General features: G+C 31.0%; 13 protein-coding genes. All 13 read left to right on the top strand.

Annotated elements, in window-relative coordinates:
- The first annotated feature begins 176 nt into the window (after nucleotides 1–176).
- The 13 genes from B0E34_RS11680 to B0E34_RS11740 all read left to right on the top strand — a co-directional run bounded on the left by B0E34_RS11680 (nucleotide 177) and on the right by B0E34_RS11740 (nucleotide 13,520).
- On the top strand, nucleotides 177–674 hold the full coding sequence (locus tag B0E34_RS11680; protein WP_087709643.1) for a thermonuclease family protein: 498 nt from the start codon (nucleotides 177–179) through the stop codon (nucleotides 672–674).
- A gap of 195 nt (nucleotides 675–869) precedes the next feature.
- Nucleotides 870–2,111, top strand: a complete 1,242-nt coding sequence (locus B0E34_RS11685) for a tyrosine-type recombinase/integrase (RefSeq protein WP_087709645.1) — start codon at nucleotides 870–872, stop codon at nucleotides 2,109–2,111.
- Nucleotides 2,111–2,839 carry a hypothetical protein gene (locus tag B0E34_RS11690; RefSeq protein WP_087709647.1) on the top strand — a complete coding sequence of 243 codons (729 nt, stop codon included), beginning with the start codon at nucleotides 2,111–2,113 and terminating at the stop codon, nucleotides 2,837–2,839. The genes B0E34_RS11685 and B0E34_RS11690 overlap by 1 nt, the downstream gene beginning before the upstream one ends.
- Before the next feature lie 77 nt (nucleotides 2,840–2,916).
- Complete coding sequence (locus B0E34_RS11695; protein WP_087709649.1) at nucleotides 2,917–3,195, top strand: helix-turn-helix domain-containing protein; 279 nt, start codon at nucleotides 2,917–2,919, stop codon at nucleotides 3,193–3,195.
- Between the two features lie 73 nt (nucleotides 3,196–3,268).
- Entirely contained in the window at nucleotides 3,269–4,507 is a 1,239-nt protein-coding gene (locus tag B0E34_RS11700; protein ID WP_087709651.1) for a primase-helicase family protein, read from the top strand.
- A gap of 422 nt (nucleotides 4,508–4,929) precedes the next feature.
- Nucleotides 4,930–5,691 carry a DUF8464 domain-containing protein gene (locus B0E34_RS11705; RefSeq protein WP_165762978.1) on the top strand — a complete coding sequence of 254 codons (762 nt, stop codon included), beginning with the start codon at nucleotides 4,930–4,932 and terminating at the stop codon, nucleotides 5,689–5,691.
- Between the two features lie 372 nt (nucleotides 5,692–6,063).
- Nucleotides 6,064–7,104, top strand: coding sequence for a hypothetical protein (locus B0E34_RS11710; RefSeq protein ID WP_123956614.1), 1,041 nt, complete (start codon nucleotides 6,064–6,066; stop codon nucleotides 7,102–7,104).
- A gap of 156 nt (nucleotides 7,105–7,260) precedes the next feature.
- Nucleotides 7,261–7,830 (top strand): restriction endonuclease subunit S, encoded by a 570-nt coding sequence (locus B0E34_RS11715; RefSeq protein ID WP_087709657.1) that lies wholly within the window; start codon nucleotides 7,261–7,263, stop codon nucleotides 7,828–7,830.
- 1 nt (nucleotide 7,831) lies between these two features.
- The gene (locus B0E34_RS11720) at nucleotides 7,832–9,361 is read left to right on the top strand and encodes a type I restriction-modification system subunit M (RefSeq protein WP_087709659.1); all 1,530 of its coding nucleotides are present in this window, start codon (nucleotides 7,832–7,834) and stop codon (nucleotides 9,359–9,361) included.
- Nucleotides 9,362–9,370: 9 nt separating this feature from the next.
- A complete protein-coding gene (locus tag B0E34_RS11725) occupies nucleotides 9,371–10,372 on the top strand; it encodes a virulence RhuM family protein (RefSeq protein ID WP_087709661.1) in 1,002 nt (333 codons plus the stop codon).
- 2 nt (nucleotides 10,373–10,374) lie between these two features.
- Complete coding sequence (locus B0E34_RS11730; RefSeq protein ID WP_087709663.1) at nucleotides 10,375–10,686, top strand: hypothetical protein; 312 nt, start codon at nucleotides 10,375–10,377, stop codon at nucleotides 10,684–10,686.
- Nucleotides 10,673–11,875, top strand: a complete 1,203-nt coding sequence (locus B0E34_RS11735; protein ID WP_087709665.1) for a restriction endonuclease subunit S — start codon at nucleotides 10,673–10,675, stop codon at nucleotides 11,873–11,875. Before B0E34_RS11730 ends, B0E34_RS11735 begins: the two co-directional genes overlap by 14 nt.
- Before the next feature lie 40 nt (nucleotides 11,876–11,915).
- Nucleotides 11,916–13,520, top strand: coding sequence for a DUF6119 family protein (locus B0E34_RS11740; protein ID WP_087709667.1), 1,605 nt, complete (start codon nucleotides 11,916–11,918; stop codon nucleotides 13,518–13,520).
- The last annotated feature ends 8 nt before the right edge of the window (nucleotides 13,521–13,528 follow it).

A 13,528-nucleotide genomic window follows, 5' to 3' on the forward strand; every position in this document is an offset into this window, starting at 1 on the left:
GTTTTCAGGGATTTATATTTTAACATTTCATTATCTTATTTAACTTTATCATTCATCATTTTTTATCCTGAATACAGAATCCGTCTGATTAAGCATTTTAAATGGTATTTTTTATATCAGAGCTTTATTATTTATACTTTTGCAGCTTCTTTTTATTTTATATATTCTTTGTTTTCATGAGAAAAATCCTTTTTATCCAGTTTCTTTTATTTTCAGTATTTATTTTTTCACAGACGGAAGGAAAAGTAATTAAGGTGAAAGATGGTGATACTGTTGTCGTTTTATTATCGGACAATATTCAGGAAACGTTAAGGCTTGCGGAAGTCGATTGTCCCGAAAAAGGTCAGGCGTTTGGAAAAAATGCCAAGCAATTTACCAGTGATGCTGTATTTGGCAAAACAGTTACATTTTACAGAACCGCAAAAGACCGATACAAAAGAACTGTTGCCAAAATTTTTTATGATCATAATAAATATCTTTCCGAAGAAATCATAAAGGCAGGTTTCGGATGGTGGTATTTTAAAGCCTCTAAGAATATTGATCTGCAAAAGTTACAGGATACCGCCAAAGCAAAAAAGCTTGGTTTGTGGATGGATAAGAATGCAGTTTCACCTTGGGAATACCGAAAGAGCAGGAGGATGAAGGCGGCGGACAATAAAACTAAAACTCTTTAATATTTGAAAAGAAAAAAGAGATTGCTGAAAACAATCTCTTTTGTGGAGTTGGAGGGAAATGAACCTTATTAAATTCATTATATCTAATTTTATATAAATATGCTATTTACCAATATTTTATATATATTTGTATAAATAAAAATACATTGTTTTTATGCTTAATTATATAAATATTAGCACCTATTTTAGCACCTAATGAATTCAACATTTAAACTCAAAGAACCTAATAGCGAAAAGGAAACTCTTATTTATTTCCGCTCTTATTTTGGGAATGAAAATAAGAATTTCATCTACTCTACTGGAGAAAAAATAAAACCATCTGAATGGGATTTTGAAAATAGACAGCCAAATGATTTGAATGGAAGAACTCAAAAAGCAGAAAATCACAGAAGTATTAAAAAGCAATTAGATAGATATAGTGGTTTTTTCACTGAGATAGTTAATCGTTATAAGAATATTAATGAAGAACTGACCACGGACGTAATTAAACAGAGATTTGATGAACATTTTAAAAAGGTAACTGTAAAAAGTGATTTTTTTAGAGTTTATCAGGATTTTTTAAATGAAAAAGAAAACGATTATACAGGAAATTCTATTTCTATTTCGACACTAAAAAGGTATAAATGTAACAAGACTTTGCTTGAAGATTTCCAAAAAGATTATAAAGTTAAAATTACCCTCGGAAATTTTGATGAAAAACTTTATAACAAATTTCTTAAATACTGTATTGAAGAAAAGAAGCATTCGGCAAATACTGTTCATCGTAATGTTGGATTGTTAAAAACCTTTTTAGGATGGTCTTTTGAAAAGAAATATACATACAATAATAGTTTTCTCAATTTCAAAAAGCCATCAAAATTCAGGACAGACGAAATTGCATTAAACTATCAGCAAGTGGAAGAGATTTACAATTACGATTTCACCAAAAATAAACGATTAGAAAGAGTAAGAGATTTATTTGTTTTGGGTTGTGTTACAGGGATGCGTTTTGGAAATTACAGTAGTATTTCAAAAGAAGATATTCAAGGAGATTTTATTCGTGTAGTCGATTTGAAAAGCAAAACTAAAAATCTCTCAATTCCATTGAACAGTATCTCACGAGCGATTTTAGAAAAGTATGATTATGCACTTCCAAGTATTTCCAATCAAAAAATGAACAAATTTATAAAGGAAGTTTTTCAGAAAATGGCGTTTACGGATGAAATAAAAAAGACAATGAGATATGGCGATGAATTGATAGATAAAAAATCTGAGTTTTGGGAAAGAATATCCAGCCATACCGCTAGAAGAAGTTTTATTACAATAATGAAAAATAAACGAGTTCCAGATAAGGTAATTATGTCTTATACTGGACATAGAAGTTTGGAGGTTTTCAATAATTATTACCGCCCGAGCGAAGAAGATAAAGTTAATTATATGAATGAAGTTTTTAAATAATGAAACAAAACAATTTATATCTCAAATACAATCCTGGTGCAGAAATTATAGCAATACCTTTTATTGTCAGTCGAATTATTAAAGGAAAAAATATAAAAGAATTGCTTTATGATATTATTAATGCTATTAGAGAAAAAGCTGCTAATGTAAAGTTAAATGAGCTGGAGAAATTTGAAGCTCAAATAGAATATAATAACATTGAAAATTTTTTTGCCACACACTTTAAAGCGCTGGAAAATTCCAATGAACATACTTTCGAAGATAAAATAAAGTATTGTTTAAAAAAGTATGCTAAAGAATCCAAAAGCTTATTATCTGCTGCCAACACTGTAGTTTTAGAAGAAAATTTTTTAAAAGGTGCACAAGAAACGCTTTTTTATTATTTCATTATAAATGAGAATAAAAAGCCTAAAAAAACATTCCAATCAATCTTTGCAAATAAGGAAAACTATAATAAATTCATTTCAATAATGAAGAATAATTCTTACTTGAATGAAAATAACAAAATAGACATCCCGATTATCTTTTTTGCGGGCATCTTAACTTTTCTCAAAAAAAATGGTATTATAAAAAAAGTCAAAAATATTGACATAGTAAAATTTTTGAAAGACGATTTTAATTTCGAAATATCTCCTTCTTCTTTTTCTAGTGCTACACCCTACCCAACCAAAGACGAGGAGAAAAAACTATTTGATGACTTATCAAAAGAATTTATGATAAAGTATTAAATTTTACTGAATTTACTATAATTTATAGATTAAACACATAAACGAGGAATATTTGCATAGAATTTTAAAATAAATATATGCAAACAGTCAATCCATTTCAACCCATTATGGACGGATTAGAAGAGTTAAAAGAACTTATCTATTCCATAAAAAAAGAACCCGAAATTGAACTAAAAAAGAAATTTTATTCCTTTAAAGAGGCATCAGAAATTTTGAAGTTAGATTATCAAACGGTTCGCTCCCACGTTCTCAAAGGGAATATCAAAGCCGAAAAAATAGGCAGATTTTATCGTATCAATCACTTGGATTTGATGAATGCTTTAAATGAAGTAAAATCATTGAAGTACAAAAGATAAACATTTTTCATTTGTTTATCCAAAACACCATTCCCTAACCTTCCGTATTCCCACGGAATTAAAATCCAAAAAAATGAGCGAAAAAATTCTTTACCTAAGAGTAGGAACCACCTACTACAAAACCATAGAAAAACCCTTAATTTCAGGCGATAAAATTTCCATACTGGTTCGTTGGAATCGGGAAACCATTATCAGCGACTACGGAAAAACTTATGTTTCACAAGTTCCGAAATATGACGGTTTTTGCTGTATTCCCAATCATCTGAATTATGAAAAAATAATTGAAGGATTTTACAATATATACAATGAAATTCCTTATCAACCAATTGAAGAAAGCCTAAATTCAGATGCTCTCAAAGAAAAAATTCAGTTTTCCCTGAACTTTATGGGACATATTTTCGGAGAACAGCTTGAGTTGGGTTTAGATTATATCAAAATCTTGCTTGAAAAACCTACCCAAATGCTTCCGATTTTATGTTTGGTAAGCAAAGAGCGTTCTACGGGAAAATCCACTTTTATCAAATGGCTCAAATCCATTTTCGGGTTGAATATGACCTACATTAAAGGAGATTCATTCAGCAGTCAATTCAATTCGGATTGGGCTTCAATGCTCATTGTAGCTATTGATGAAGTGTTTTTTGATAAAAAAGAAATCACAGAACGATTAAAATACCTTTCCACAACCGATAAAGACAAGAAAGAAGCGAAAGGAAAAGATCGTGAGGAAGTTGAATTTTTTGGAAAATTCATTCTTTGTTCCAACAATGAAGATAATTTTATTCAGATTGATGAAGAAGAAATTCGGTTTTGGATTATCAAAGTTAAATCTATAAAAACAGAGAATACTGAATTCCTGCAAAACCTAATTAAAGAAATTCCCTATTTCCTTCGCTATCTGATTCAAAGATCGTTCTTTAGCCAGAAACAAACCCGAATGTGGTTTACTGATTCCGAGATAAGAACAAAGGCTTTACAGAAGTTAGTATGGAAGAATAATAACAAACTTGAATCAAAAATCATTGAGCTTTTGTACGAGTTTTTTGAGAGTACCGAAGAAAAAGAAATCCAATTCATTCCGCAAGATATTTTCAATATGCTCGGAAGAATGTTCAGAAACCATTATTGGACTGTAAACGACATCAGAAAACTCCTTAAAGAAAGCTGGAAACTAGAACCACAAAATAACTCTTTGGCTTACATAAAATATGATATTGATTATAGTGGAAGTTTTTATCAATCGAATAAAACAGGACGCTACTTCACGATAAAAAAAGATTTTATTCTTCAAAAATTTGATGAAATGATGAATTAATTGATAATAAAAACAAAATCAATAATTTATATCTCATCAAAACCCTCATCAAATTTTAAAACCTTGATTTTTGATGAGAGACTGATGAGCAAAAAATTTGAAGTTTGATGAGATGATGAGACTTTGATGAGTGTGTATTTTTCTAATAATCAAATTGTTATACCGTTTTCTCATCGTTTCATCAAAATATTTCAAAAATTAAACCCTAACATTTTACACCTATGAACTGCAAACAATTCAACATCATAAAGTTGGAAGAAGTCCTCCAAATTCTCGGACACCTTCCCACAAAACAAAATGAAAAAGAAGCTTGGTTTCTCAATCCTTTTTCCACAGAAAACCAAGCCTCTTTTAAATTGGATAAAAGAAACAACATTTGGTATCTCCATTCCGAAGGCATCGGTGGAAACAATACCGATTTTATGCAAAAATATTTGAAAGCTTCCGTAAAAGTGGTTTTAGAATGGGCGGAAAATCAAAACTTTTCTTCTTTTCACCAGCAAAATAGTATTCAAAAACAAAATAGCTTAAAACAAAACTATCAAATCACAGAAATTAAAGAACTCCAAAATGAAAATCTGAAAGATTATCTACATCAAAGAGGACTTTCGCAAGTAGTTTACTCATTAATTAAAGAAGTGCAATTCAAAATTGGAGATAAAAATTTTTATGCTATCGGTTTTGAAAATCTTTCTGGAGGTTGGGAACTGAGAAATCCATTTTACAAAGGTTCTTTATTGAAGAAAGATATTTCTGCTATTAAACTTAATAATGAAAGCCACAATCAAAATGAAACAGGAAAAAGAATAGTCGTTTTTGAAGGATTTATAGATGCTTTGTCTTTTGTTGAAATGAAACCATTTTTCAATGGCAATTTGTTGGTGATGAATTCTATTTCATTGTTGAATAGAACCAAAGAATATTTACAAAACTATTCCGAAATCCATTTGTTTTTAGACAATGACAAACCAGGAGAAATTTGCAAAAATGAAATTCTGAAATCATTTCCCGAAGCAAAAGATCATTCTGAAATTTATGCTATTCATAAAGATTTGAATGAATACTTCGTTTTCAGAAACAATACAAAAATCGAAAAACAACAGCGGATAGAATTGAACCCAAAACAAGAACAGGAGGAAAACGAAATCAATCAAGCCCATCAAACTTACAAAAGAAAACGCTGATTATGCGTGCGGATATTTTTTACCAACTACACGCAGAAGTTAGGAGCTCATTCGCAACTTTGAAGGTCGATGCTCTCCCAACAAAGTTTCTTCTTCGCTCTGCGAGGCTTTAACCTGTAAAAAATAGTACAAGGTTTAATTCTCCAGAACCTTTTAAAATAAAGCAAGGGTATCAGTTACCCTGTATAAAATAGATACAAGTTGTTAGTTACCCTGAATAAAAAAGTTACAGGTTTAATACATCAAATTTAAATAAAAATGAAAACTTCCATCAATTTTAAAGTAGTAAAATCTGATTCCGAAATTCATAATTTCAGAAAGAAATCTTTTGATTACATCCGCAAAGATTTAACTCACAAAAATGAATATTGGATGGAACAAAAGATTGCGGATCGACTGTTAAAAATAGAAGCTTTTTGCAAAGAAAAATCAGGAAGAAAATTACAGAAAAATGCAATGCCAGTTCGGGAAGCTGTGGTTGTGATTAAAGAAAATACGACGATGCAGGATTTGCACAATTTGTCAAAAAGACTAGAAGAAGAACTTAAAATCCGAATTTTTCAGATTGCCATACATAAAGATGAAGGTCATTATGATAAAGACACCAAAGAATGGAAACCGAATTATCACGCTCATTTAGTTGCAGATTGGCAAGATTTGGAAACTGGAAAAACGCTAAAGCATCAATCTTTTCACTATTCTAAAATGCAGGATTTAGCGGCGGAATGTTTGGAAATGGAAAGAGGAATTTCAGGTTCGTTAGCAAGATTAGAAGCAGTTGAATTTAAAATCAAGAAAAAGGAAGAAGATTTGAAAATTTTGGAGGAACGATACAGCCAATTGCAACAAGAATTGGAATCTAAAAAAGCGGAAGATTTAATTGTAAAAGAATCCGATTTTCTAGGTTTTCAAAAAATAAAAACAGATAAAACCATTGAAAACTATAAAAAGGCAATCAAAACGAATAATATTCAACTTCTTAAAAACAAAACAGAACTGGAATCCAAAGAGAAACAAATTGCAGAACTCAATACCAAAATTGAAAGTCTAAAAAAAGAAGTTTTCTTTTTCAAAAGCAAAAACTCCGTTCTACTGACGAATGAAAAAGTTTTTGCTGTTGAAAAGAAAAAATATCTGGATTCAGTAGAAAATACACTTAAAAAAGCCATTTTGCAAGAAAGTATAAAAATCCCGAATCTTCACAGGTTAAACGATGCTGAACGAAAAGATAAAATTATTGAGATATTGGAAAAAACTTCAAAAGAAAATCAAATTCCTGTTTCTGCTTTTGAGGAGTTTTTTAAGGATTCAAACAAAACAGCTTACCTTTTAAATTTGTTGGGTGGTGGGAATAATAATAGACAATCACAAGAAATAGAGAATATTCAAAAAACTATAAAACCAAGAAGGTAATTGTTCTTAATATTAATTTTTCTTTCATTATTTATCATAAATTATTTAGAATAGATTTTTGAAAAATGTGTTTTTTGAAAAATTCTACAAAAAATTATTTTGTGAATTCAGAAATATAATTCTATATTTGCAAAATGATATTTGAAAAATTCTACAATGATTAAAATTACCAAAACAAAGTTGCAAAACATTTGTGCTTTAAGTTTCGGGCAATATGTAAAAGCGTCTAATAAAAAGGGGATCCCTTATCTGCAAGTGAAAAACTTTTCAGACAATGGAATGTATCTGAATAATGTAGATTCTTATGTAAATGCTGATGAAATTTCAGAAAATATCCTTCTTAGACAGGATGAAATTCTTTTTGTAAGCAAAGGAATGAAGTTTTTTGCTTTTAAATACGATAAAGAGATGGGAGACGCTGTGGCTTCTTCTATTTTCTATATTATAAAAGTAGATTCAACGGTGGTTTTACCAGATTATGTGACGTGTATTTTAAACCACTCCAAAAGTATCAGTTATTTTAATCAAGTAAGTGCAGGAAGTTCCATTCCATCTATTCGAAAGAAAGAGTTGTTGGATTTTGAAATTTTTGTTCCTTCGATGGAAATGCAGAAAAAAATTGTAGATATGTATAAAATTCATAAAAAAGAAATAGAAATTCTTGAACAGTTGAAAGAAAAAAAACAAGTGCTGTTCAGTCAACTCATTAATAATTTTAGCAAATAATATGGAAACAAAACTAACACAACAAGATATTAATAGAATCGTTTGGAAAGCTTGTGATTCTCTAAGACCTGTAATGGGAAGTGGCTCTTATAAAGATTATATTTTAACCTTGCTTTTCGTTAAATATTTATCGGATGTATGGAAAGAGAAAGCCAATGAATTAAGAATAAAGTACGATGGCAACGAAGATATGGTAAAACGCCAATTAAAACGGGAGCGTTTCTTTTTACCTGAACAAAGTTCTTTCGATTTTTTATTTGAAAACCGAAACGAAAGTAACATTGGTGAACTGATAGACATTGCTTTAACGAAATTGGAAGACGAAAACCGCTCAAAACTGGCAATGGTTTTTCGTAGTATTTCATTCAATTCGGAAACAGCTTTTGGTCCAACTAAACAACGTAACCAAATCTTGAAAAATCTTTTAACAGATTTATCAGAACTTAATTTGGAGCCTTCGCATTTGGCAAATAATGATGTGATTGGCGACAGTTATGAATATTTGATTTCGATGTTTGCGGGCGAAGCAGGAAAAAAAGCTGGTGAATTTTATACTCCTTCAGAAGTCAGTACATTATTGGCTAAATTGATAAATCCTCAATCTGGTGACCGTATTTGCGATCCTGCTTGTGGTTCTGGTTCTTTGCTCATTAAAGTGGCAAAAGAAATCGAAGGTAAAAATTATGCGTTGTACGGACAGGAAAATAATGGTTCTACTTGGGCTTTAGCTCGTATGAATATGTTTTTGCACGAAGAAGACAATGCTGAAATTGCGTGGGGAGACACCTTGAACAATCCTCAACTAAAAGAAAAAGATACACTAATGAAGTTCGATATAGTAGTGGCTAATCCTCCTTTTTCTTTAGATAAATGGGGGGCAGAGCAAGCTTCAACAGATGAATTTAACCGCTTTCACAGAGGTGTTCCTCCTAAATCTAAAGGAGATTACGCATTCATTAGCCATATGATAGAAACTACTTTTGAAGATAAAGGAAAAGTAGGGGTTATTGTTCCGCACGGTGTATTATTTAGAGGAAGTAGCGAAGGTAAAATCCGCCAGCAACTCATTGACGAAAACCTTTTGGAAGCTGTGGTTGGATTGCCTGCCAATTTGTTCTTTGGAACAGGAATTCCTGCGGCTATTCTTATATTCAATAAAGCAAAAGGCAATAATACTAATGTCTTGTTTATAGATGCCAGTGCAGAGTTCGAGTCGGGGAAAAACCAAAATAAAATGGCAGATGCTCACATCGAAAAAATAGTGGCAGAATTTAAAAAATACCAGTCTTTACCTGCTTTAGATACAGAAAGCGGAGAAGTTTTGACGGAGAAATTTTCCTATCGTGCTACCCTAAAAGATATTCAGGATAATGAGTACAATCTGAATATCCCTCGTTATATCGACACTTTTGAGGAAGAAGAACAGGTGGACATAAAAGAAGTACATACCGAAATTGTGGATCTGAAAAAACAATTAGCCGAAACCGAAGCGAAAATGGAACAGTATCTTAAAGAATTAAACCTTATTTAATTTTTGTTTATGAAAGAGTCTGAAATTATCTTATATACAACACCTCAGGGAAATGTTAAAATTGAGATACGCTTTGAGGAGGAAACTTTTTGGCTTACACAGAAGAAGTTAGCGGAGCTTTTTGATGTAGAAGTAAATACCATCAACTACCACTTGAAAGAAGTTTTTAAATCAGGGGAATTGAATGAAAATTCAACTATTCGAAAAATTCGAATAGTTCAAACCGAAGGTGCAAGAGAGGTTTCTCGAGAAGTTGATTTCTATAATCTAGATGCCATTATTGCAGTGGGTTATCGTGTAAATAGTTATAATGCAACACAATTCCGTATTTGGGCAACCAATACTTTAAAAGAATTCATTGTAAAAGGATTTGTGATGGATGATGAACGTTTGAAGCAAGGTCAAAATTTTGGGAAAGATTATTTTGATGAATTATTAGAACGTATTCGTTCCATTCGTGCTTCTGAACGTAGATTTTATCAAAAAATTACCGATCTCTATGCCGAAGCCAGTATTGATTATGATGCAAATGCACCTATGACGCAAACTTTTTATAAAACGGTACAAAACAAATTGCATTGGGCAATTACTGGTCATACCGCTGCTGAACTCATTAGTACAAGAGCTAACGCGGCATTACCCAATATGGGCTTACAAACGTGGAAAGCTGCTCCCAAAGGAAAAATCATCAAAACAGATGTGTCGGTTGCCAAGAACTATCTGAATGAAGAAGAATTAAAGTCATTAGAACGTATTGTGAGTATGTATCTGGATTATGCAGAAAACCAAGCATCTCGTCAAATACCTATGAAAATGGAAGATTGGATCAGTAAACTAGATGCTTTTTTAGGATTTAATGAATATCATATTCTTACCGATGCGGGGAAAATTTCTGCAGCAGTAGCCAAGAAATTAGCTGAAACAGAATATGCCAAATATGTCCCCATACAAGACCGAACTTATATTTCGGACTTTGATAATGAGATAAAAAAACAAATAAAAAAACAGTAAATATGGAAAAAAATGAAATTGAACTTTTAATACGAAAATTGGAACAACTAAATTCTGAAGCTCATACTCATAAATTCTACTCGGAAAAAGGTAAAAATAAAAAAGAGAGAGCAGATGCGGAAAGAAATTTAGGTTATGTAATTGATGAGCTCAAATTTCTAATTAATAAACATCAGCTTTTTGAATTAGTATATGGAGAAAATAGAGCCCCGCAGGAGACTTCTGAATATTTTATGACTTTGATAAAGTATTTTATAGATGATATCAGAGACATCATTACCAAACTTAAGGAAAAATTAGATGCAGCAAAATAATCGAAAATACAAACAAACATCGATCGGTCTTATTCCCACAGATTGGAAAGTGAAGAAATTTGGGGAAGTGGTGAAAATTGAAGGAGGAAATCAGCCTTCACTAAAGAATTTCATTTATGAACATAAAGAAGGTTATATAAGATTAATTCAAACAAGAGATTATAGAACAGATAAATACATTACTTATATCCCAAAAGTACTAGCAAAGAAATTTTGTAAAAAAGATGATATAATAATAGGAAGGTATGGACCTCCAATTTTTCAAATTTTTACTGGATTAGAAGGAGCATATAATGTGGCTCTTATGAAAGCAATACCTGATTTAAGCATTGCTGATAGAAAGTTCACATACTATTTTATTTCAAGACCTGAATTAAGAAAATATTTGGAAGGGTTATCTCAAAGATCAGGTGGACAAACTGGAGTTGAAATTGATAAATTAAATGACTATCCATTTCCACTCCCTCCACTTCCCGAGCAACAAAAAATTGCCGAAATCCTTTCTACTTGGGACAAAGCTATACAAGAAGTTCAACTTTTAATAAAAAAATTAGAAGTAAGAAATAAGGCGTTGGCGTTTTCGTTGTTGAGAGGTAAGTTAGTTAACAAAAATTCTAGAAAAATATCATTAAGTAAATTCTTGACATTTACACCAAGAGAAATTGAAAAGCCAACTGAAAATTATCTTGCATTAGGTATTAGAAGCCACGGGAAAGGAATTTTTCATAAACCAGATTCCGACCCGAAGGCGATATCAATGGATAAACTATACGAAGTGAAAGAAAATGATTTCATTGTAAATATCACTTTTGCGTGGGAACACGCTGTTGCCATTATCAGCAAGGAAGATGAAGGTGGTTTGGTTTCCCATCGTTTTCCAACCTATGTAATTGATCAAAAAACAGTTTCTGTTGAATTTTTTAGACATATTATTTTGCAACCATTCTTCAAGCAAATGTTGGATAACATTTCGCCTGGAGGCGCTGGACGTAATAGGGTTTTAAGCAAAAAAGATTTGTTGAAGTTAGAAATTTCAGTTCCTTCTTTGCAAGAACAACATTCAATTGCAGAAATTTTAAACACCGCACACCAAGAACTGAAACAGTATCAAGAAAAATTAAAAGCTTTACAATTACAGAAAAAAGGCTTAATGCAACAATTATTAACTGGCAAAATAAGAATCGTGTAAAAAAATAATACCATTAATCCAATCACAAAAACTATTAATTATGGCAAAAAGTAGATCTTTTTCAATTTATTTACTCAAAGAAAATTACAATCCTTCAAATTCATTAAAAGAAGGACATACATTAGAATTATTACAGGAGGAAGATACCAATCTCCCTGAAGAAGCTGTAATGTATATTTCCGATAGACCCGTTAGGACACCTTGGTGGAAATCCTATTGGAATATTAATAAAAACCTGATTCAGACTCAGAAAGGAGCTTTAGTGTTTTTGAAATTGAATGAAAATTGGGTAGCCTTAACTTTCGGCTCCACTTATCATCAATTGAAAGATGAGGCTTTTGAATATGATTTTGGTATAAAAACCACATTAAATGCATTAGATCCTAAAAAAATCAAATCAACAGATATTTTGCAGCCTGAAAATGCTAAAAGACAACGCGTACAAAGTCCAACAGCATCTGAACTAAATTTTTTTCAGTTGAATAATGATGAAACTATTTTGAAGAAAATGACAGGGGCTGTAAGGCAGGAATACCAAGAACTATTTAAGAATATTACAGGAGGAAATAATATTAGAGTTTCGTCAAACTTACAGGCTGATGAAATAACAGAATTGTGCGAAGAACTAATAACTATATACAATAAGGAAGATTATAAAACAAGTTTCCCAGAATTACAAAACATTGTTCCGGTTAAAGATCCTACCATACTAAATCAGTTAAACAATATCTTAGTAGAAGCTTTTAATCAAGATCCCGCACCAATGGAATTGGTCTTGGCTATCCCTGAGATTTTTGATTATGAAACAGATTATAAAGTAAAATATTCTGGAGAAGGAAAATCAGATTTAGAATTTGCAGATGTTTATATTAAAGGTTACAGAGAGTACTTATTGGATAGACAAGTTGAGGAAATCAATTCAATAGAAAAATTTTTATCTCATAAATTAAAAATTGTAGATGATAACGACATACTTATAAAAGAGTATTCAATATATAAGAGTATTTTATTTGACTGTGACTACAGTGATAATGTTTATCATTTGTGTGATGGAGAATGGTATTTAATACAAAAAGATTTCATTCAGAAACTTTCAGACATTTTAGATCCTCTTTTTATAACAGAACACAATTATCTCCACCAATGTGACCACAAAAGAGAAGATGAATACAATAATTCCGTAAGAGATGCTTTCACAGAAGTAATCTGTTTAGATAAAGAAAACATCTCTCCTAATGGTCAATACAAAGTTGAACCTTGCGATTTAATATTTATTGATAATGATTATTTGGAATTAGCACATATTAAGATTTCGACAAGATCGGCAAGTTTAAGCCATCTCTTCAATCAAGGAGTAAATTCTGTAGAATTGTTAAGAGTAAATGAAGAAGCTCAAAATAAACTGTTAGATCTTGTTCAGGAAAATGATAATATGGAACCATTTATCCGAGAAGGAAAATATCGTGTAAGTTATGGTATTATTTCCAAAAAAGTGAACAAAAAATCAAATGGATTGCCTATTTTCTCTCGTATTAGTCTGTTGAGAATTGTCAATACACTTAAAATGATGAATATTCCTGTTCAGATTTTTTACATTTTTGATAATGTAGACAGAAAAAAATTAGAAGAAGATACAGAGGATTAAAAAAAAAA

This window comes from Chryseobacterium mucoviscidosis (assembly GCF_002177115.1).
Lineage (GTDB): Bacteria > Bacteroidota > Bacteroidia > Flavobacteriales > Weeksellaceae > Chryseobacterium > Chryseobacterium mucoviscidosis.